The organism is Pantoea ananatis LMG 2665 (assembly GCF_000710035.2).
In the GTDB taxonomy this organism is placed as follows: Bacteria; Pseudomonadota; Gammaproteobacteria; order Enterobacterales; family Enterobacteriaceae; genus Pantoea; species Pantoea ananatis.
Genome location: NZ_JMJJ01000004.1, coordinates 654883 through 676391, shown reverse-complemented (window position 1 = coordinate 676391; position 21509 = coordinate 654883). Strand labels below are relative to the sequence as shown.

21 protein-coding genes are annotated in these 21509 nt (G+C 54.8%); 2 read left to right on the top strand and 19 right to left on the bottom strand.

The window, feature by feature from the left end:
* Positions 1–19 precede the first annotated feature (19 nt).
* From fabF to yceD, 8 genes are all read right to left on the bottom strand, one after another.
* The gene (gene fabF / locus EL29_RS05005; RefSeq protein WP_013025368.1) at positions 20–1261 is read right to left on the bottom strand and encodes a beta-ketoacyl-ACP synthase II; all 1242 of its coding nucleotides are present in this window, start codon (positions 1259–1261) and stop codon (positions 20–22) included.
* A gap of 85 nt (positions 1262–1346) precedes the next feature.
* Positions 1347–1583, bottom strand: coding sequence for an acyl carrier protein (acpP, locus tag EL29_RS05000; protein WP_003849865.1), 237 nt, complete (start codon positions 1581–1583; stop codon positions 1347–1349).
* A gap of 153 nt (positions 1584–1736) precedes the next feature.
* Entirely contained in the window at positions 1737–2471 is a 735-nt protein-coding gene (gene fabG, locus EL29_RS04995) for a 3-oxoacyl-ACP reductase FabG (RefSeq protein ID WP_014593428.1), read from the bottom strand.
* Positions 2472–2481: 10 nt separating this feature from the next.
* A complete protein-coding gene (gene fabD / locus EL29_RS04990) occupies positions 2482–3414 on the bottom strand; it encodes an ACP S-malonyltransferase (RefSeq protein ID WP_014593427.1) in 933 nt (310 codons plus the stop codon).
* A gap of 16 nt (positions 3415–3430) precedes the next feature.
* Positions 3431–4384: a beta-ketoacyl-ACP synthase III gene (fabH, locus tag EL29_RS04985; protein ID WP_013025364.1), complete on the bottom strand. Its 954-nt coding sequence runs from the start codon at positions 4382–4384 to the stop codon at positions 3431–3433.
* Positions 4385–5425: a phosphate acyltransferase PlsX gene (plsX, locus tag EL29_RS04980; RefSeq protein ID WP_013025363.1), complete on the bottom strand. Its 1041-nt coding sequence runs from the start codon at positions 5423–5425 to the stop codon at positions 4385–4387. It lies immediately after the preceding gene.
* Positions 5426–5450: 25 nt separating this feature from the next.
* A complete protein-coding gene (gene rpmF / locus EL29_RS04975; protein ID WP_013025362.1) occupies positions 5451–5621 on the bottom strand; it encodes a 50S ribosomal protein L32 in 171 nt (56 codons plus the stop codon).
* 14 nt (positions 5622–5635) lie between these two features.
* Positions 5636–6157 (bottom strand): 23S rRNA accumulation protein YceD, encoded by a 522-nt coding sequence (gene yceD / locus EL29_RS04970; RefSeq protein WP_014593425.1) that lies wholly within the window; start codon positions 6155–6157, stop codon positions 5636–5638.
* A 140-nt stretch (positions 6158–6297) separates the two neighbouring features.
* On the opposite strand from yceD, the gene EL29_RS04965 reads away from it, so the two are divergent.
* The gene (locus EL29_RS04965; RefSeq protein WP_028715008.1) at positions 6298–6885 is read left to right on the top strand and encodes a Maf family protein; all 588 of its coding nucleotides are present in this window, start codon (positions 6298–6300) and stop codon (positions 6883–6885) included.
* An 11-nt stretch (positions 6886–6896) separates the two neighbouring features.
* Here the strand turns inward: EL29_RS04965 and rluC are convergent, their stop codons facing one another.
* Positions 6897–7853 (bottom strand): 23S rRNA pseudouridine(955/2504/2580) synthase RluC, encoded by a 957-nt coding sequence (gene rluC / locus EL29_RS04960; RefSeq protein ID WP_013025359.1) that lies wholly within the window; start codon positions 7851–7853, stop codon positions 6897–6899.
* Positions 7854–8424: 571 nt separating this feature from the next.
* Between rluC and rne the strand changes: the two genes are divergently transcribed.
* Positions 8425–11712 (top strand): ribonuclease E, encoded by a 3288-nt coding sequence (gene rne, locus EL29_RS04955; protein WP_028715007.1) that lies wholly within the window; start codon positions 8425–8427, stop codon positions 11710–11712.
* Between the two features lie 280 nt (positions 11713–11992).
* Here rne and flgL read toward each other — a convergent pair whose 3' ends face one another.
* From flgL to flgC, 10 genes are all read right to left on the bottom strand, one after another.
* On the bottom strand, positions 11993–12955 hold the full coding sequence (gene flgL / locus EL29_RS04950; RefSeq protein ID WP_013025357.1) for a flagellar hook-associated protein FlgL: 963 nt from the start codon (positions 12953–12955) through the stop codon (positions 11993–11995).
* Between the two features lie 14 nt (positions 12956–12969).
* Complete coding sequence (gene flgK, locus EL29_RS04945) at positions 12970–14610, bottom strand: flagellar hook-associated protein FlgK (RefSeq protein ID WP_013025356.1); 1641 nt, start codon at positions 14608–14610, stop codon at positions 12970–12972.
* Positions 14611–14734: 124 nt separating this feature from the next.
* Positions 14735–15679 (bottom strand): flagellar assembly peptidoglycan hydrolase FlgJ, encoded by a 945-nt coding sequence (gene flgJ / locus EL29_RS04940; RefSeq protein WP_013025355.1) that lies wholly within the window; start codon positions 15677–15679, stop codon positions 14735–14737.
* The gene (locus EL29_RS04935; protein WP_014593421.1) at positions 15679–16788 is read right to left on the bottom strand and encodes a flagellar basal body P-ring protein FlgI; all 1110 of its coding nucleotides are present in this window, start codon (positions 16786–16788) and stop codon (positions 15679–15681) included. Before EL29_RS04935 ends, flgJ begins: the two co-directional genes overlap by 1 nt.
* A 9-nt stretch (positions 16789–16797) precedes the next feature.
* Positions 16798–17502 carry a flagellar basal body L-ring protein FlgH gene (locus tag EL29_RS04930; protein WP_014593420.1) on the bottom strand — a complete coding sequence of 235 codons (705 nt, stop codon included), beginning with the start codon at positions 17500–17502 and terminating at the stop codon, positions 16798–16800.
* 65 nt (positions 17503–17567) lie between these two features.
* Complete coding sequence (gene flgG / locus EL29_RS04925; RefSeq protein ID WP_013025352.1) at positions 17568–18350, bottom strand: flagellar basal-body rod protein FlgG; 783 nt, start codon at positions 18348–18350, stop codon at positions 17568–17570.
* A 17-nt stretch (positions 18351–18367) separates the two neighbouring features.
* Positions 18368–19126, bottom strand: coding sequence for a flagellar basal-body rod protein FlgF (locus EL29_RS04920; protein WP_013025351.1), 759 nt, complete (start codon positions 19124–19126; stop codon positions 18368–18370).
* 20 nt (positions 19127–19146) lie between these two features.
* Entirely contained in the window at positions 19147–20394 is a 1248-nt protein-coding gene (gene flgE / locus EL29_RS04915) for a flagellar hook protein FlgE (protein ID WP_014606134.1), read from the bottom strand.
* Positions 20395–20420: 26 nt separating this feature from the next.
* Positions 20421–21092: a flagellar hook assembly protein FlgD gene (gene flgD, locus EL29_RS04910; protein WP_013025349.1), complete on the bottom strand. Its 672-nt coding sequence runs from the start codon at positions 21090–21092 to the stop codon at positions 20421–20423.
* Between the two features lie 12 nt (positions 21093–21104).
* The gene (gene flgC, locus EL29_RS04905; RefSeq protein WP_013025348.1) at positions 21105–21509 is read right to left on the bottom strand and encodes a flagellar basal body rod protein FlgC; all 405 of its coding nucleotides are present in this window, start codon (positions 21507–21509) and stop codon (positions 21105–21107) included.

The following is a 21509-nucleotide window of genomic DNA, read 5'->3' as shown; positions in this document are numbered from 1 at the left end:
GCAATCATAAACGGAATGTTTAGATTTTACGGAAAATCAGCGAGCCGTTGGTACCGCCGAAGCCGAAGGAGTTACACAGCGTGTATTCCAGCCCCGAAACCTGACGAGCGGTGTGCGGAACGAAATCAAGATCGCAACCTTCATCAGGATTATCCAGGTTCAGCGTCGGTGGAATCGCCTGGTCGCGCAGGGCCAGAATCGAATAGATCGACTCAACCGCGCCCGCCGCACCCAACAGATGGCCGGTCATGGATTTGGTGGAGCTGACCATTACCGTACTGGCTGCTGCACCAAAAACGGATTTCACCGCCTGGGCTTCCGCTTTATCGCCGGCTGGGGTTGAGGTACCGTGTGCATTGACGTAACCAATCTTATCTGGCGTCATCTGCGCATCACGCAGCGCGTTGATCATCGCAGCGGCTGCACCTGAACCGTCTTCCGGCGGTGAGGTCATGTGATAAGCATCGCTGCTCATCCCAAAGCCCACAATTTCCGCATAGATTTTTGCGCCACGTTTCTTAGCATGCTCATACTCTTCCAGTACGATAATGCCAGCGCCGTCGCCCAGTACAAATCCATCTCGGTCTTTATCCCATGGACGGCTTGCCGCCTGGGGGTTTTCGTTACGCGTCGACAGCGCACGTGCCGCGCCGAATCCGCCAACGCCAAGTGGCGTACTGGCTTTTTCCGCACCGCCCGCCAGCATCACGTCGGCATCGTTATAGGCGATGATACGTGCAGCATGACCGATATTGTGCACGCCAGACGTACAGGCGGTCGCAATGGAGATGCTGGGGCCTTTCAGGCCATACATGATGGTGAGATGCCCCGCCACCATATTGACGATTGTGGAAGGCACAAAGAATGGGCTAATTTTACGCGGGCCACCGTTCACCAGAGAGGTATGGTTGTCTTCAATAAGACCCAAGCCCCCGATGCCCGAACCAATTGCTGCGCCAACCCGGCCTGCATTTTCGTCGGTCACAACCAGACCGCTGTCCTGCATGGCCTGAATGCCTGCCACGATGCCGTACTGAATGAAGTCATCCATCTTGCGTTGATCTTTACGAGAGATAAAGTCATCGCAATTAAAATCTCTTACCAGACCTGCAAAACGTGTTGCATAGGCGCTGGTATCAAAATGGTCGATCAGGTTAATGCCGCTCTGACCGGCAAGGAGAGCACTCCAGGTAGACTCTACGGTATTGCCGACAGGAGACAACATGCCAAGACCAGTCACAACTACACGACGCTTAGACACGTTCGTCCTCCAGGGAGGGATAAAAATGACTATTGTGGGGCAAACATAAAACTCAGGCGGTCATATGACCGCCTGAAGATATTCATTAGCCTTTATGGCTATTGATATAGTCGATCGCTGCCTGAACGGTAGTGATTTTCTCAGCTTCTTCGTCTGGAATTTCAGTATCAAACTCTTCTTCCAGAGCCATTACCAGCTCAACGGTATCAAGAGAATCGGCACCCAGGTCTTCTACGAAAGATGCAGAGTTGGTCACTTCTTCCTCTTTCACACCCAGCTGCTCACTGATGATTTTCTTAACGCGTTGTTCGATATCGCTCATACTATTTAATTTCCTATCAAAACTCGCTTTCGCGATGGTTTTCGTAGTGTATAAAATGTTGAAAAAGATGCAACAAAATCCCGGCTGGTCGAACCACGATTTTACGCTATTGTGCGGTTTTATCCGCAAATAATGCAAATGATTTCGTGATTATCAGACCATATACATGCCGCCATTGACGTGCAGCGTCTCACCCGTGATGTAGGCTGCTTCGTCAGAGGCTAAGAATGCAACGGCATTAGCAATTTCCTGCGCTTCGCCTAAACGACCCGCTGGGACCTCCGCCAGAATACCGGAACGTTGATCTTCGTTCAGTGCCCGCGTCATGTCAGTCTCTATGAAGCCCGGAGCCACGACGTTGACGGTAATGCCACGTGACGCGATTTCGCGCGCCAGTGATTTGCTAAAGCCAATCAAACCTGCTTTTGCTGCAGCGTAGTTTGCCTGACCCGCATTGCCCATGGTTCCAACAACAGAACCGATGGTGATGATACGACCCATGCGCTTTTTCATCATGGCACGCATCACCGCCTTCGAAAGACGGAAAACCGATGTGAGGTTGGTATCCAGGATATCCTGCCACTCATCGTCCTTCATACGCATCAGTAGATTATCACGCGTAATGCCTGCATTATTGACTAAAATGTCCACTTCGCCAAATTCAGCGCGAATTTTCTCTAAAACGCTGTTTACAGAAGCGGCATCCGTCACGTTTAACAGCAGACCTTGTCCTTTATCGCCAAGGTAATCACTGATAGCATCGGCGCCACTTTGGCTGGTTGCAGTACCTACCACTTTCGCACCGCGTGCGGCCAGGGTTTCTGCAATCGCACGGCCGATGCCGCGGCTTGCGCCAGTTACCAGCGCTACTTTACCTTCAAAGCTCATGATTTTCCTCTTATTCCTGTGCAAGCGCCGCAGTCAATGACGCAGTATCGTTCACCGCTGCTGCGGACAGGCCGTCTACAATGCGTTTTGTCAGACCGGTAAGGACTTTACCCGGTCCCATTTCAATAAGTTGCGTGACGCCCTGCGCGGCCATAGCCTCAACGCTCTCGGTCCAGCGGACCGGGCTGTAAAGCTGACGAATCAGCGCATGTCGAATCGCGTCGGCGTCCGTTTCGGCTTTGACATCCACGTTGTTAATGACCGGCACAGCTGGCGCATTAAACGTGATGTTTTCCAGTGTTAATGCCAGCTTATCGGCAGCCGGTTTCATCAGCGCGCAGTGTGAAGGGACGCTTACCGGCAGCGGTAGCGCACGTTTTGCGCCTGCCGCTTTGCAGGCTGCACCCGCACGTTCAACCGCCTCTTTATTGCCGGCGATAACCACCTGGCCTGGCGAGTTGAAGTTAACCGGCGAAACCACTTGGCCCTGCGCACTTTCTTCACAGGCTTTAGCAATCGCAGCGTCATCAAGGCCGATAATTGCCTGCATCGCACCCGTGCCCTCAGGCACGGCTTCCTGCATCAGCTTACCGCGCAGTTCAACCAGCTTGATCGCGTCCGCAAAATTCAGCACACCTGCGCAGACCAGCGCGGAGTATTCTCCCAGGCTGTGACCTGCCATCAGGGCGGGTTGTTGACCGCCCTGCTGCTGCCAGACACGATAGATGGCTACCGAGGCAGCCAGCAAAGCAGGCTGCGTCTGCCAGGTTTTATTCAGCTCTTCAGCCGGCCCCTGGCTGACTAACTGCCACAGATCGTAACCGAGAACATCAGAAGCTTCACGAAACGTCGCTTCAACCGCCGGATAAGCAGCGGCCAGATCCGCTAACATGCCCACAGTCTGTGAACCCTGACCTGGGAAAACAAAAGCAAATTGCGTCATTTTCAATTCCTGTCAATCAAAAGCGAACCAGCGCAGAACCCCAGGTGAATCCACCACCAAAGGCTTCCAGCAAAATAAGTTGTCCGGGTTTGATGCGGCCATCGCGCACCGCCTCATCCAGCGCACTTGGCACGGATGCGGCAGAGGTATTTCCATGGCGATCCAGCGTCACGACCACTTTCTCCATGGTCATACCCAGTTTTTTCGCCGTGGCGCTGATAATACGCAGGTTAGCCTGATGCGGCACCAGCCAGTCCAGCTCTTCACGCGCAATGTTATTTGCCTGCAAGGTTTCGTCCACAATGTGGGCTAACTCGGTAACCGCCACTTTGAAGACTTCATTGCCTGCCATTGTCAAATAAGCGGGCTGATCCTGATTTTCGCGATCCTGATACGGCAGCGTCAACAGTTTCGCATAGCGACCGTCAGCGTGCAGGTGGGTTGAAATGATCCCCTGCTCTTCGCTCTGGCCCAGCACAACAGCGCCGGCACCATCACCAAACAGGATGATCGTCCCACGATCGTCTGGATTGAGCGTACGCGCGAGGACATCGGCACCGATGACTAACGCATGTTTAACGGCACCGTTTTTAATATATTGATCGGCCACGCTTAACGCATAGGTAAAGCCGGCACAGGCTGCTGCGAGGTCAAACGCCGCACAGTCTTTGATGTCAAGCATCTGCTGAATCAGGCAGGCAGAGCTTGGAAAGGCGTGACTGGACGAGGTGGTCGCAACGATGATCAGACCGATATCATTGGCGTCAACGCCTGCCATTTCCAGTGCACGTTGTGCAGCCTGATGTCCCATACTTGCGACAGTCTCATCCGGCGCAGCAATACGGCGCTCACGAATGCCGGTACGGGTAACAATCCACTCGTCCGAAGTCTCCACCATTTTTTCCAGATCGGCATTGGTGCGGATCTGGCTGGGCAAATAACTGCCCGTACCGATAATTTTGGTAAACATCTAGGCTTTGTCACTCCTGGCTAATACAGCGTCCAGACGGGCGGCAATGCGTTCAGGCACCTGCCGCCTCACCGTCTGCTCGGCCTGATTGATCGCCACGGCAAAAGCATGTTGATTTGCTGCACCATGGCTCTTTATCACTGTCCCGCGTAATCCTAACAGACAAGCGCCATTATACTGGTCGGGGTTGAGATGCCCGAAGCGCCTGACCAAACGCTTTTTCATCCAGCGCCCCAGCAACGTCAGCCACCACGACCGCTTCTTACCTTCCTCTGATGACTTGAACAGAGAAAGAAACATTCTTACTACGCCTTCCATTGTCTTCAGAGTGATGTTTCCTGCGAAACCATCACAGACCAGCACATCCGTTTTGCCAGTCAGTAAATCATTACCTTCAAGGTAACCAATGTAGTTAATCTGCGGCAATGCCTTGAGACTTAACGCCGCATCGCGGATGCTTTCAAGCCCTTTATGCTCTTCATGACCAATATTGAGAAGTGCCACACGGGGATTCGCAATCCCCAACACTTCTTCCGCCATCACTGAGCCCATTACCGCAAACTGCACCAGCATCGCACTGTCTGAGTCGACATTGGCACCTAAATCTAAAATGACCGTTTTTCCCTTCTGCTGATGGGGTAAAACGGTCATAAGCGCCGGACGTTTAATCCCGTCCAGCGGCTTCAGTAATAATGTCGCCAGCCCCATCAGCGCGCCCGTGTTGCCGCTGCTGACGCAGGCCTGAGCCCGCCCTTCTTTAACCAACTCTAACGCCACTCGCATAGAACTGCCGCGGCTGTTACGGATGGCTTGTGCGGGTCGCGCATCACTTGCAATAACTGATTCGGCAGGCACAACCTGCAGTCGCTCCAGCAAGGAGGAATCCGCTTTGGCAAGCAATGGCGTGAGAATGTCGGGATCTCCGACAAGAAGAAGGATAATTTCCGAATGAGAGGCCAGTGCCTGCAATGCTGCAGGCACCGTCACGCAGGGACCGAAGTCCCCGCCCATGGCATCGATAGCCAGGGTCAAACGTGCCAAGGTATCGCCTTGCTAAGCAAAGAACTTACTTAACGATAACCTTGCGACCGCGGTAGTAACCGTCCGCAGTGATGTGGTGACGCAGATGAGTTTCACCAGAAACTTTATCTACTGACAGAGTGGCAGTGGTCAGCGCATCGTGCGAACGACGCATACCACGCTTAGAACGGGTGGGTTTATTCTGTTGTACGGCCATGGACCTTACTCCTATTACTTACGCTTTAAACTGGCTAATACGGCAAATGGGTTTGGTTTTTCTGCCTCTGCAGGCAACTGACCAAAGACCATGTCCGCCTCGGACACTTCACAGTGTTCAGAATCGTGCACCGGAACCACAGGCAGCGCGAGAATAACTTCATCCTCGATAACTGCCAGCAGGTCGATCTCACCAAACTCGTTGACATCAACCGGCTCGTACGCTTCCGGCAACGCTTCGGCCTGCTCGTCAGACGACACAGGACTGAAGCAATAGCTTACGTGTACATGATGTGGAAAAACCTGGTTGCAGCGCTGACAACGTAGCGTAACCTGTACATCAGCAGTACCCGTCAGTACTGCCAGACGCTGGTTGTCAACCGCAAACGACATGACACAATCTACATCACTGTCCACACTGACGACCGACTCAGCAACACGCTCAACCTGTTGAGAGGTATAAACACCTTGATAATCCAGGCGTTTTTGAGCGGTGCGGACTGGGTCCAGCGTCAGGGGTAATTTTACCTTTTGCATAGGGCGCGCATATTAACTTTGTAATCACATAGAGTCAAAGAAAAAGGCCGTTTACCAGCATCTTTCAACCACTATTCGCATCCAGTGCGGCGCACAGTTTAAAATGACTGCCACCAATTCGCTATCAATATTGAAAAAAAATGACAGCATCGATTCTTTTAGCATCAACGTCGCCCTTTCGTCAGGCACTGTTAGCGCGGCTGGGCCTGCCTTTCACGGTCGATTCGCCGCAGACAGATGAAACGCCGTTAGCGCATGAAAGCGCGGAAGCGCTGGTCACCCGATTAGCCATCGCCAAGGCGCAGGCGCTGGCCGAACGTTATCCTGACCACTGGATTATTGGTTCTGACCAGGTCTGCGTGCTGAATGGCGTGATAACCGGGAAACCCCATACGGTTGAAAACGCGGAAGCACAGTTGCGGGCCGCCAGCGGCCAGCGCGTAACGTTTTATACCGGGCTGGCGCTATACCACCCTGCCAGCCAGCGCTTAATGCAATGCTGTGAGCCGTTTAGCGTCCATTTCCGCACGCTAACCGACGCCGAGATCCGTGCCTATATAAAGAAAGAGCAACCGCTGCAGTGCGCAGGGAGCTTTAAAAGCGAAGGGTTGGGGATTTGTTTATTCGATCGTCTTGAGGGACGCGATCCGAATACGCTGGTCGGTTTACCGCTTATCGCGCTCAGCACTATGCTGCGAGAAGCAGGCATCAACCCCCTGTCGGATTGATGCCCGGCGCGTCAGCTTTTCTGCTGGCGCAGCATCGTCAGGCAATGCTGCAACTTGTCATCCAGTGGCGCTTCCATGCGGAGCGTCTCACCCGTGTTGGGATGCGTAAAGGTCAGCGCGGCCGCATGCAGGAACAAGCGGTTAAGCCCCGTAGAGGACAGCTGGCTGTCAAACGCGCGATCGCCGTAGCGGTCGTCGAATGCAATAGGATGACCGGCATGCAGCGTATGCACACGAATCTGGTGGGTACGTCCGGTAACCGGGCTGGCTTTTACAAGGGTGGCGAAGTCGAAGCGCTCTTCCACTTTAAACCGGGTTTCTGAAGGCTTGCCGTCGCTGCTCACGCGTACCATGCGCTCACCGCTTTGCAGAATGTTTTTCAGCAACGGTGCCTGAACCACTTTCAGATGCGATGGCCAGTTACCCTGAACCAGCGCCAGATAGTCTTTCTGCATGCCTTTCTCACGCAGTTGTTCATGCAGCGAGCGCAAGGCTGAACGCTTTTTGGCCACCAGCAGCACGCCAGAGGTGTCACGATCCAGACGGTGCACCAGCTCCAGGAAACGAGCCTCAGGACGCAGGGCGCGCAAGCCTTCTATCACGCCAAAGCTCAGGCCGCTGCCACCGTGTACCGCTGTACCGGACGGCTTATTCAGCACCAGCAGGTGATCGTCTTCAAAGAGAATGGCATTGGCTAAAGAAGCCACTTTGGCCAGCTTGGGCGAAACGGCCTCTTCGTCCCGTTCGGCTACCCGGACGGGCGGGATACGCACCTCATCGCCCTCTTCCAGCTTATATTCTGGCTTGATGCGTTTCTTGTTAACCCGCACCTCGCCTTTACGCACGATGCGATAAATCATGCTTTTCGGCACGCCCTTTAACTGGGTGCGCAAAAAGTTGTCAATGCGTTGTCCGGCATTTTCAGCCGTGATGGCGACAAAGTGTACGCCTGGATTCTCTGTTTTCATGGCGGCGATTCTAAATAGTGTCCCCTGATAGCGCCACCCCTTTTTCTGTGCTTAACTCTTTGCGTCTCGTCAGGAAGCGTAATGTGATTGCTGTGATTTTCAGCAGCGCGGGTGCACTTCTTGTCGTAGGGTTCTTAAAATGTAAAGAAAATTGATCAGTGAGTTAAAGTCACCTTGCTATATGAAGGTTAGCAGTGGAATAATGCTTGGGTTTCTTAGCTGAAGATTCAGATAAGAAAAAAAACGAAATTAGTTATTTTGTCGGATTGAGCAGACACGCAGCAATGGCGTAAGACGTAATGCGAAATCAGACACTTAGCGGGCTGCGGGTTGCGGCCTGGACATGAGATGGAGTGCACGGGTTTACTGAATTATCTCTCGCATTTCCACTATCTGGTGCTGTTGTTCCTTATGAAAAACAGGCCACCGACGTTATTTGCGCCCCTCGCGCGGTCGATAACCGTGAGGTTGACGACATTGCACTAAGTCACGGGGCCATCGGTTGATACTCGTCCAGGGTAACTATGCCCGCAGCTTTAATCACTCATGAAAGAATAACGAGTACGTTACGATGAAAAGAATGTTAATCAACGCAACTCAGCAGGAGGAGTTGCGCGTTGCCCTGGTTGATGGTCAACGTCTGTACGATCTGGATATCGAAAGCCCAGGACACGAACAGAAAAAAGCCAATATCTACAAAGGTAAAATCACCCGTATCGAACCCAGCCTTGAAGCGGCCTTCGTCGATTACGGTGCAGAACGTCACGGTTTCCTCCCTCTGAAAGAAATTTCCCGCGAATACTTCCCTGCTAATTACAACTCACACGGTCGTCCGAACATTAAAGACGTGCTGCGTGAAGGTCAGGAAGTCATTGTTCAGATTGATAAAGAAGAACGCGGCAACAAAGGCGCTGCGCTCACTACCTTTATCTCTCTGGCCGGTAGCTATCTGGTATTAATGCCAAATAACCCGCGCGCGGGTGGGATTTCTCGTCGGATTGAAGGTGATGACCGTACCGAACTGAAAGAGGCGCTATCGGCGCTGGAACTCCCTGATGGCATGGGGCTGATTGTTCGCACGGCGGGCGTCGGTAAATCAGCCGAATCGCTGCAGTGGGACCTTAGCTTCCGTCTGAAGCATTGGGAAGCCATCAAAAAAGCGGCTGACAGCCGCGCGGCCCCGTTCCTGATCCATCAGGAAAGCAACGTGATCGTGCGCGCCTTCCGCGACTATCTGCGTCAGGATATCGGTGAGATTCTTATCGATAACCCGAAAGTGCTTGAGCTGGCACGTCAGCATATCGCCGCGCTGGGCCGTCCGGACTTTAGCAGCAAAATTAAGCTCTACACCGGTGAGATTCCGCTGTTCAGCCATTACCAAATCGAATCGCAAATCGAATCCGCTTTCCAGCGTGAAGTTCGCTTGCCGTCAGGCGGCTCAATCGTTATCGACAGTACCGAAGCGCTTACCGCCATCGATATCAACTCCGCCCGTGCCACGCGCGGTGGCGATATTGAAGAAACCGCCTTTAATACCAACCTGGAAGCGGCAGACGAAATTGCTCGCCAGCTGCGTCTGCGCGACCTGGGCGGCCTGATCGTTATCGACTTCATCGATATGACACCGGTTCGTCACCAGCGCGCGGTTGAAAACCGTCTGCGTGAAGCCGTCCGTCAGGATCGCGCCCGTATTCAAATCAGCCATATTTCACGTTTTGGCCTGCTGGAGATGTCCCGCCAGCGCCTCAGCCCGTCCCTGGGCGAGTCCAGCCACCACGTCTGTCCACGTTGTAGCGGCACCGGCACTATTCGTGATAACGAATCTCTGTCGCTGTCCATTCTGCGCCTGATTGAAGAAGAAGCGCTGAAAGACAACACCAAAGAAGTGCATGCTATCGTGCCGGTCCCGGTTGCCTCTTACCTGCTGAATGAAAAACGTGAAGCGGTAAATGCTATCGAGAAACGTCAGGGCGGCGTACGTGCGGTCATCGTGCCGGACGACCGGATGGAAACCCCGCACTACTCCGTTCTGCGCGTGCGCAAAGGCGAAGAAACGCAAACGCTGAGCTACCACCTGCCGAAACTGCATGAAGCCGAGATGGCGATGCCATCTGAAGAGGAGCATGCTGAGCGCCGCCGTCCAGAGCAGCCTGCTCTCGCAGCCTTTGTGATGCCCGATGCGCCGCCAGCACCGGCCGAAGCCTCACCGGAAGTGGCCACACCTTCAGCGACTGTGACGCAACCCGCACCAGCGGCCGCGCCGGCCAGTGAAGGTTTTGTCAGCCGTCTGCTGAGTGGATTGAAAAAACTGTTTGCTGGCGAACCTGCTCCGGCGGCTGTCGAGCCGGTTGCCGAGGTGACGGCCCCGCAGAAAACCAGCGAGGACGAGAACGGCAACCCGCGTGGCGATCGTCGTAATAATCGTCGCAACAATAACCGTCGCGAACGTACCCCGCGCAACGGTGATAACGCACAACAGCGCGAATCTCGCGATAACCGTGACGCTCGTGATAACCGTGATAACCGTGATAACCGTGGTGAGTCTCGAGATAATCGCGAGCCGCGTGAAGACAATCGTCGTAACAAGCGTCAGGCCCAGCCTAATGACGCGCGTGACGATCGTCCGGTACTGAGCGATGAAGCGCGCCAGCAGCGTGATGAGCAGCAGCAACAGCGCCGCGAACAACGTGCTGAACGTCAGCGTCGTCGTCAGGAAGAGAAACGTGCTCAGCAGGACGCTAACAGCGCGGTGGAACAAACCGCCGAAGCGGTCGCGCCTGCTGCTGTGGATGCGCAGGAAGACGAGCGCGTTCAGGTGATGCCACGCCGCAAACCGCGCCAGCTGACGCAGAAAGTCCGCGTTGGTGATAACAATGACCAGCCGCAGGCCGCCGCCGTTGAATCAGCCGAATCGGCTGACGTTCAAAAGGTGCAGCCTGTTGTCGAAACGTCACAGGTTGAAGAGACGGAGGAGAACGAAGGTCGCGATAATGCCAATATGCCACGTCGTTCACGCCGTTCACCTCGCCATCTGCGCGTAAGTGGTCAGCGTCGCCGTCGTTACCGTGATGAACGTTATCCGACCCAGTCCGCGATGCCTTTAGACGCCGCTGCGGCTTCGCCTGAGATGGCGTCCGGCAAAGTCTGGATTCGCTATCCGGTCGCGCAAGCGAATGAAGAGCAAATCGTTCAGGATGCGCCTCAATCGACACCGGACTACAGCCGTGAAGAGACTGCACCTGCTGTTGCCCTGCCTGTCGCCACCGAGGAAGCGCCGGCTTCACAGGCTGCGCCAGTACAAATCGCAGAGCCGCAGGCTGACGCCCCGGTTACCGTGGTGAATACTGACGATACTCAGGCCATTGAAGCCCCGGTTCATCATGAACCTTCGGTGATTCCAGCCGCCGCTGAAGCCAGTGCTGAAGCGATCGCGCAACAGGCTCAGCCTGCTGACGCTGTCGAAGCGCCGGAGGTGAAGGTGCCGGTTGTCGCAGAATCCGCGCCTGAAGAAACGGCGGATGAGCATGCGGGCACTGAAGTCAGCGCTGCGACCGAAGCGCAGGTGGCAGAGGTTTTACACGCGCCTGTTGCCGCTGAGGAAGCCATTACGCCGGTTAGTGAACCTCATGCACCTGTTGCCGCACGCGACATCCCTGTTGAGGCATTAAAAGCCAACGCCGAAACGCGCTGGAAGCACTTTGCTTCTGCACCGATGACCAAGGCGCCTGCGCCAGTGTGGCAACCCGAGCCTGCCCGTCAAAGTGACTGGCAACGTCCGGCCTTTAAATTTGAGGGCAGAGGTTCTGCTGGCGGCCACAGCGCCACCCATCAGGCTACTGCACCTGCCACCAAGCCGTAAGGCGCGCTAGCAGCACACATGAACCCGGCTCCGGCCGGGTTTTTTATTGCATGCTCGGCGTAACAGGCGATGGTTCGGGGATACGCAGCCCTTAACTGAATGCGGCTCTCAGACAGGGCAGCGTTACAGGGATAAAACCGCGCGCGAGTCACGCGTTAACGCATGCTTCTCAGAGTGGCCTTGTGGCAACGCACAGGCTGCAGGCAAAAAAAATCCCACCGTCCCTTATCAGGACGGTGGGAAAAACTAAGCGCACCCGGTTAAAGTACGCCCAAATTTTTTATGAATTTAACTGAAACAGCGACATCTGAGACATATCGGTAAAGGTCTTGTATGAAGCCTGCAGCGCCTGCTGTTGCATGGTGTAGCTGGAGATCGCCTGGGTGTAATCAACGTCCACCAGGCTGCTCATCTGGGAATCATAAATGACCTTGCGATCGTCCCCCTGCGCATTCAACGTATCTAACTCTTTCAACTGAGTACCGATCTCGGAACGGACGCTGAGCACATTGTTCAACGAGTTGCTCAAACCACGGCTGGTTTTATCCATTGCCGCAGAAAACGTGGCTTTCGTCGCATCGTCCGCGCCGTTTTGCGGCACTTTCAGCGCACTGATGGCGCTGTCCAGCATGTTAAACAAGTTCGTTTCACTGGTACCGCCGTTAGGCTCTTTCACCGCATTGCTGGTGATAGACATCACGATGCTGTTACCAGTATGACCGATGGTCATGGTACGGTCAGTGTCCACTTTTTGCGTAATGGCGTCGGTTCCGCCCTGATAGGTCACACCGCCCGCACCGTCCACAAACGGCGGGCTATCGGTTTTGTAACCCGCGAAAATATAGCGACCGTTGGCGTCTTTGCTGTTGACCTGGTTTAGTAACTGCGCACGCACGCCTTCCAGCTGAGTCGCATAGGAGGCGCGGTCATCATCGCTTAAGGAACCGTTTGCCGCGGCCACGATCATCGACTGCGCGCTCATGATGCTGTTCGTGACGCCGTTAAGGGTATTTTCTTCCAGCGATAATCCCTGGTCGGCAAAGGTACGCGCAACAGAATACTGGCTTGCCTGCGCCTGCGTTTGCGACAGCACGACCGCACGCGATGCGGCAATCGGGTCGTCTGAAGGATTAGACACTCTGAGTCCGGTGGAAAGCTGTTTTCCCGCGTTTAACCAGGAGGATTGCGCATCGCTAACGCCGCGAACCTGCTGGTCAAAAATCATATTTGTACTGAGTCGCATGATGTCCTCTGCTTTTAGTTGATGCTAAGCAGGGCGTCAAAAACGGTGCTGGCCGTTTTTAAAACCTGCGCATTCGCCATGTAATATTGTTGGTATTTCGTCAGGTTCGCGTACTCTTCATCCAGGTTCACGCCAGAAACAGACTGCTGGCGGTTGGTGAGCTGCGTCACCACGTTCTGCTGTGTCGTGCTGGCGGTTTTGAGTGCCTGGGTTTTATTGCCAACGGTACTCACCATCGCGCCGTAAGCCTGGGAAATCGTCGCGTTGCCGTTAACAATTTTGGCATCCTGCAACGCCAGCAGCTTTTGCGCATTGCGGTTATCACTTTCACCGCCGGTCGCGGCCGCTGCGGCGATTTGCGATCCGCTGGTAATAGCAACCGACATGCCGTTAACCACGTTCTGAACCGGTTTCACCAGGAAACTGTCTTTGGCGTTTGGCGTGCCGTTGACCGTCAGGCTCATCCCATCCAGATTAAGCGTCGTAACGCCGCCCGAGGTCGTGGGTGTAAGCGTGGTTTTGCTGTTATCTGACAAACGTGTCGCTGACCAGTTTGTTCCGTCATAGCTGACGGTATAGTTTGATGCCTGCAGGGCACTGGTGTTAGTCCACGCGGCCGTCAGGGTGGCAGAAGAGGTATTTTTGCTGTCCCCCTGCGCCGTAGGAGTGCCGATATTAAAGAAGTCGACGCCCTGATTACCGTTGCTGTCGAAGCCTTGCTTATGCACGGCGTTAAAACTGGTTGTAAAGGCCGCCGCTAACTGGCCCAGTTGGTTTTGTGCCAGGTCCAGATCCTGCGAACGAAAGTTCAGCATACCGCCCAGCGAACCCGTAGTTATAGATGATTCGGGAAGCTGCACGTTGCCAGCTTGTGGGTCAACATAACCCACTGTGGTGCGGGTCAGGTCACTGCTGGAGGGCATAGCCACCAGTTTGGTGGACTGAAAACCATTCACCAGCGAAAGGCCGTTAGCCATGGAAACGGTATAGCTTCCATCTTGTTGTGACACTGTCACACCAACGATATTATTCAGACCATTTACTAACTGATCGCGCTGATCCAGCAAATCATTCGGTGTTGCACCGTTAGCCGTGCTGAGTTTGGCAATTTGCTGGTTAAGATTCGAGATCTGCGTGGTGAAGGTATTAATCTGATCAACATTAGAGGCAATGTTGGTGTTCACGCTGTTTTGCATGTTGGTCAGGTACTGCGCCTGGGTCTGGAACTGGTTAACCAGCCCCTGGGAGTTGCTGAGCATCGACTGACGCGCCGCCGGATCGTTGGCGTTACTGACCACGTTCTGCATGTTGCTGAAGAAGCCCTGAATCGCCGTCGACAGGTTAGTGGTCGAGGTCGACATCAGATCGTCAATGTTCGATACCTGCGAATACTGTGTATTCGCTGCGTTATAGGTGGCTGACGAACCGCGCAGCTGAGCCGCGATAAAACTATCATATTCACGCTGAACGCCAGTGACGTTAACGCCGTTGCCGTAATAGCTTTTCCCCTGCAGGGTACTGTTTGCTTCGGCCAGAATGGTGGTCTGACGTGAGTAACCCGCGACAGTGTAGTTACTGATATTGTTACTGGTCGTGCTTAAGGCGGCCTGTGCGGCACTGAGCCCGCTCATTGCGGAATTAATTATGCTGGACATCTCGGTTCCTTACATTCCCCCGTTAACCGGGTTGCTGTCATCAGTGTGGTCGCCAACATGCGCTGGCGCGCCTGGCTCTTGCTGTTATTATCGGCATGCTTAAGTGAAACTTGAGGCGGAATAATCAGAACAGCGTACTTAAATCCTGGCTATAGGCTTTAACGACTTTCTCGCCCATGCTCTTGAATTGCTGGATCATTCCTACCAGTTTTTGTGCGTATTTCGGATCGGTCGCATAACCCGCGGCCTGTAATGCCTGCGCGCCCTGCTCGGCACTTTGCGCATTGGCCACGGCCGCATAACGCGGATTATTCGAAATCAGTTTGACGTAGTCGTTTAACGCTTCGAAATAGGATCCATAGACCCGGAATGTCGCGCGCACTTTTTTCGCTTCGCCATGCTCGTATTCGGTGGTCATGATATCGGTTGTTTCGCCCTTCCAGTTGCCGCTGGCTTTAATGCCGAAGACGTTGTAGCTCGGCTTGCCGTCACGGGTCAGGATTTGACGCTGCCCCCAGCCGGACTCCAGCGCGGCCTGCGCCAGAATCAGGTGGTGAGGAATACCGCTTTGCTGGCTGGCAGCCTGAGCAGGCTGCGTCAGTTGCGCAATAAAATCGCGGCTGTCACTGGGCAGACCGGTCGGTGATGGCGCGGGCAGGCGCGGCATCGCTTTACGCACCATCTGCTCCAGCGGCGTTGCCCCTATGCTGCTCATGATAAAGCTGTTATCCAGCTTCATCGGTACGGTTCCGGCGGTTTCGTCCGGTGCTTTGGCGGGTTCCATCTGTTTAACGATGATATCCGCCAGGCCCAGGCCACGTTTACCAATATCCTGCGCAATCTGCTGATCGTACATTGACGTGAAAAGTTTGGTCTGTTCATTGCTGAGTATGCCGTCCTGCGGTAGCGCCTCGCGCATACTCTTCAGCATCATCTGAACAAACATCCCTTCGACCTGCTGTGCCACCTGTAGCGCTTTTCCTTTCGGATCAACAGTCACCTGGCGTTTAAGGTCATTCAGTGAGCGGCTGTCGAAAGCCGCATTCATCAGCGATTGCGCATCGTTCATCAGATAATTTCCAGTTTAGCGCGCAGGCAACCCGCGCTTTGCATTGACTGCAAAATAGACATCAGTTCGATAGGCGATGCCCCCAGGGCATTGAGCGCGCGCACGACACTGTTCAGGTTGGCGCTGGAGTTAACCCGCTGGAGAGCGCCGCCGCTCTGACGCAGATCGATCTGCGTATTGGTGGTGGCCACGGTTTGTCCACCCGCCAGTGGCGTATTAGGCTGGCTCACGTTTTGCTGCTGATTGACCGTGACTGACAGGTTGCCCTGCGCGACGGCACAGGTATTCAGTTTCACTTCACGGTTCATGACGACAGAGCCGGTACGTGAGTTGATGATCACCTTGGCATCTTCTACAGGGACAGACACATCGATATTCTGTATCTCAGCCAGTAAGCGAACCTGTGCACCGTTATTCGGCGATACGCGGACCTGCACAGTACGCGCATCCAGCGGCTGAGCAGAACCGTATCCGCCACGGGCGTTAATGGCATCCGCAATACGCTGCGCCATAGAGAAATCTTCGGTGTTGAGCTGCAGGTTGATGGTGTTCTGCGAGCCAAAGTTGCTCTGCAGCTCACGTTCAACCGTGGCACCATCGGTAATACGTCCCCCGTTAAGCTGGTTGACCTGCACGCTGCTGCCGCCTGCTGCGGCACCCGCGCCGCCGACCAGGATGTTGCCCTGAGCCAGCGCATAGACCTGGTTATCGACACCTTTCATCGGCGTCATTAACAGCGTACCGCCGCGCAGACTTTTCGCATTACCCATGGACGAGACAACCACGTCCAGCGTCTGTCCCTGGCGGGCAAACGAAGGCAGTTTTGCCGTCACCATAACCGCCGCCACGTTTTTGAGCTGCATGTTGGTGCCAGGCGGGACGGTAATGCCCAGCTGAGACAGCATGTTACTCACGGTCTGCGTGGTAAAAGGCGTCTGGGTGGTCTGGTCACCGGTACCGTCAAGGCCAACCACCAGTCCGTAGCCCAGCAGTTGGTTATCACGCACGCCCTGGACGGTGGTTAAATCGCGAATCAGATCGGCACGGGCCATCAGGCTTACGCCTAACAGTAACCCCAGACCGACACGCCATAATGCTAACTTTTTCATTGCAACCTCTTAGAACGGCGAGATATTCAGGAAGAAGCGCTGCAACCAGCCCATATTCTGCGCTTCATTGATATAACCATTTCCGACGTACTCAATACGTGCATCGGCGACGGCCGTTGATAACACCGCGTTGCTGGCGCTGATGGTGCGTGGGTTAACCACGCCCGAGAAGCGAATAAACTCGGTGCCCTGGTTGATCTCAATCTGTTTTTCCCCGACCACGTGCAGGTTGCCATTCGACAGAACCTGATCCACCGTGACGGTGATGGTGCCGGTAAAGGTGTTATTGGCAGAAGCCCCGCCTTTACCTGCGAAATCATTTTTGCCACCCGCCGCAAAGTTGGCTTTCTCGCCCGACGCGCCGGCTAAACCGGCTAAACCGGTAGGAACGGCCGTGATGCCCAGACTGCCGCTGCCGTTACGGCTGGCATTCGAGGTTGAACTTTTGCTGGCGCTGACGTTTTCCTGCAAGGTGATGGTCAGCGTATCGCCGATATTACGTGGACGACGATCCTCAAACAGCGGCTGATAACCGTAGTTAAGCGGCGCGACGCCCTGAAAAATTGAACCGTTCACCACCGGTGGTGCAGATGGCAACGGCTGAGCCGTGGTCGCCCCTTGCACCAACGGCGTGCGCGGTACCAGTGCACAACCGTTAAGAGTGAGTAGCAGGCTTGCTACTAACCAATGTCCAGGCTTGAGAATATGTTGCATCGCCACGGAGTCACGACCTTATAAATGACTGTTCTTCAGGCCAGCCTGCGCCGGCCCTGTTCGTATTACAGCTGAGTTAACTTCGCCAGCATTTGATCGGAGGTGCTGATCGCTTTGCTGTTAATTTCATACGCGCGCTGCGTCTGGATCATGGTGACCAGCTCTTCCGCAACGTTAACGTTGGAGGTTTCGGCATAGCCCTGATACAGCAAACCTGCACCGTTCTGCCCCGGCGTACTGTCAGTCGGGGCACCGGATGCCTGGGTTTCTTTGTAGAGGTTTTCACCCACGCTATCGAGACCGGCATTGTTCATAAAGGTGCTCAGCGTTAACTGACCAACCTGGGCGGCCTGTGTCTGCCCCTGCTGGGTAACGCTCACCACACCATCGCGCGACACGGTAATGCTGGTGGCGTTAGCGGGAATCGTGATGCCAGGCTGAACCGGGAAACCGGAGTTGGTCACTAACTGACCATTCTGATCGACCTGAAACGAACCATCACGGGTGTAAGCAGACGTACCATCTGGCATCTGGATTTGGAAAAAACCCTGTCCGTTAATGGCGATATCTTTTGAGTTATTGGTCTGCGACAGGTTGCCCTGGGTATGCAGACGTTCGGTCGTCACCGGACGTACACCGGTACCAATTTGCAAACCTGACGGCAGCGTGGTTTGCTCAGATGACTGGGTACCCGGCTGGCGCATCGTCTGGTACATCAGGTCTTCAAATACCGCACGTGAACGTTTAAAGCCATTGGTACTGACGTTTGCCAGGTTGTTGGCGATCACGTCCATGTTCATCTGCTGGGCATCAAGACCGGTTTTCGCGATCCATAAAGAACGAATCATGTATTTATCCTCGTGCCTTAGCTGCCGATGCTCAGCAACTGATTGGCTTTTTGTTCGTTTTCGTTGACGTTTGAAATGACTTTCATCTGCATCTCAAAACGTCGGGCATTGGCGATCATATCGACCATGGTCTCAACCGGTTTGACGTTACTGCCTTCCAGAACGCCGGGCATCACCTGCATGGTCGGATCGGCCTGCAGTGCGGCACCGCGAGTCGCCTGCGTCGCGGCGGTCGGACGGAACATGCCATCGTCACCGCGCTGTAACTCTTTACCTGTTGCCTGAACCAGCTTCAGACGACCCAGTTGCACGGTGGCATTGGGTGAGTCGCCAGCGTTCAGTCCGGTAATCGAACCGTCAGCCGCAATCGTGATCTCTGAACCTTGTGGGATCACAATCGGGCCGCCCTCGCCCATGACGGGATTGCCCTGCACCGTCAGCGTGCCGTCCGAACGGATTTGCATGTTGCCGTTGCGGGTATAGGCTTCGCTGCCGTCTGCAGTACGCACTGCAAGCCAGCCATCCTGCTGCATCGCCACGTCCAGCGGACGTTCGGTGTAATCCATTGCACCCTGACTCATATCGGCACCCGGCGTGGATGCCGTTACCAGCGTACGCGTAGGCAGTGACCAGCCGTTAACCGGTACAGCACGCAACGCGTTCAACTGCGCCCGGAAACCGGGCGTTGAGGCGTTGGCGAGGTTGCTGGCGGTAACCGCCTGCTGATCCAGTGTCTGACTGGCCGCGCCCATCGCGGTATATATCGCGTGATCCATAGAGCAATCCCGTTAGCGAATTAACGTAAGTTGACCAGGGTGTTAAGGATCTGGTCCTGCGTTTTGATGGTCTGCGCGTTCGCCTGATAGTTGCGTTGCGCGACGATCATGTTGACCAGCTCTTTACTCATATCGACGTTCGAAGACTCCAGCGCACCTGCGGTCAGTGAACCAAATGTTCCGGTGTTCGCCAGGCCAACAGCGGCCTGTCCAGACGCATTGGTTTCTGCCCAGACGTTGTCGCCCTGAGATTTCAGACCTTCCGGGTTAGAGAAGCTGGCCAGTACGATCTGTCCCAGCAGCTGAGTGCGTTGGTTGGAGTAACTGCCGGTGATGGTACCGTCATTGTTGATGGCGTAGCTGGTCAGGTCGCCAGGCGCGTAGCCGTTTTGTGTGGCGTTACCAAACGTGGTGGCACCGGTGTTTTGCTGCAGGCTGCCCACAAAGTTCAAGGCGACGGTGGTACCGTTTGCGCCATTCACACCAGGAATGGTCACAGTAGCGGTGCTGGCCGTGGTTGAGCCCGCGACGACGTTGCCGGTCGCATCCAGTGAAGAAACGCCCGTCAGCTGACCGTTGGCATTGTAGCTCATCTGGTAATTACCCACGTTTGAGCCCGCAGTGGAGTCAATGCCGTGAATTTTCCAGGTGTTGTCTGCAGTTTTAACGAAGTACAGATCAAGCGAGTGCGAGTTACCCTGAGTGTCGTACATGGTGATGGTGTTTTTGGCACTGTACGTCGTTGGGTCAGTCGCCGAGAACTTGGTGTCATCCAGTGCTGCAGACGTGGAGTTCAGCTTCGCAACCTGATTCGCCGTGGTGGTGGCATTCGCCGGCATTTGCGTGGTAGGGATTTTAATCGCAACCGGGCTCGCACCGGTCTGGATTGTGGGTGGCACGCCTGACGCCGGATAGCCGGTCACATTCAGACCCTGGGTATTCACCAGGTTACGGTTCTGATCCAGCGTAAACTGGCCGTTACGGGAATAGGAAACCGCACCCGCCGAGTTGGTCAGACGGAAAAAACCGTTGCCGCTCAGCGCAACATCCAGCCCACGGCTGGTGGTGGTGGTAGAGCCATCGTTGAAGTTCTGGATAACGGCCGCAACTTTTGTACCCAAACCCACGTTAGAGCCGGCAAACATATCGGCAAACGCGATGGTACTGGATTTGAAGCCCGCTGTGGCGGAGTTAGCGATGTTGTTACCGATAACGTCCAGGTTACTTGAGGCAGCGCCGAGACCGCTGACCGCTTGTGAAAATGACATTTAAACCTCTCCTGTCTACAGGTGAATCAGAGAATCTGACGTACGTCGTCAAGGGTGGCGGAGCCCATGGTGCCGAGATCCAGTTTTGCGGTATTACCCGCCGTGCTTACGCCATTGACGTAGGCATAATTAAGTGGCTGAGCCACCTGTTGACCGCTGCTGTTACTGGCAGCAATCGCAACCTTGTATTTCCCGTCTGGCGCCACGCTGCCATCCGGTAATTTGCCGTCCCACGAGAACGTATGGACGCCGGCGCTCAGTGCGCCCAGATCCTGAGTGCTCACCACGTTGCCTTGCGCGTCGCTAATCGTCGCCGTGGCAGTAGTGGCCGCGTTGGTCAGCTCAACGCCGAATGGCGTCGTGGTGCCTTTGCCGACCAGAATCTGAGAGCCATTCACCATCACGCCATGCCCAATCAGCGTGGAGCTCTGCAGAGACTGGCTGGTGCTGATCTGGCCGGAAATGGATCCCAGCGTGGTATTGAGTTTTTCAATGCCGCTCAGGGTGTTGATCTGTGCCAGCTGCGTTGTCAGCTGGCTGTTATCCATCGGATTGGTCGGATCCTGGTTTTGCAGCTGCGTGACCAGCATGGTCAGGAACTGGTTTTGCAGGTCCTGAGAGCTGTTCCCCGTTCCGGTGCTGGATGAACTCAGTACCGTGGGGTCCAGCTTCTCGTTAACGCCTACCGAAATAGCCATTATTTTTCTCCGTTACTGACCCATCGTCAGCGTTTTCATCATCATCGACTTCACGGTATTCAGCACCTCGACGTTAGCCTGGTAGCTGCGTGACGCCGACATGGTGTTAACCGTTTCGGCTACCACGTCCACGTTAGGCATCTTCACGTACCCTTTGGCATCGGCCATGGGATTACCTGGGTCATACACCAGTTTTGCCGGGGTCGGATCGTCCACCACCTGCGCCACTTTCACTCCACCCGTTGCGGCGCCAGCGGCGGCATCGGTCTGAAAAACGACCTGTTTTGCCACGTAAGGCTGTCCGTCCGGACCGGTTACGCTGTCGGCGTTTGCCAGGTTACTGGCGCTGACGTTTAATCGCTGTGATTGCGCGGTCATCGCTGAACCGGCAATGTCAAAAATATTAAGCAAGGCCAT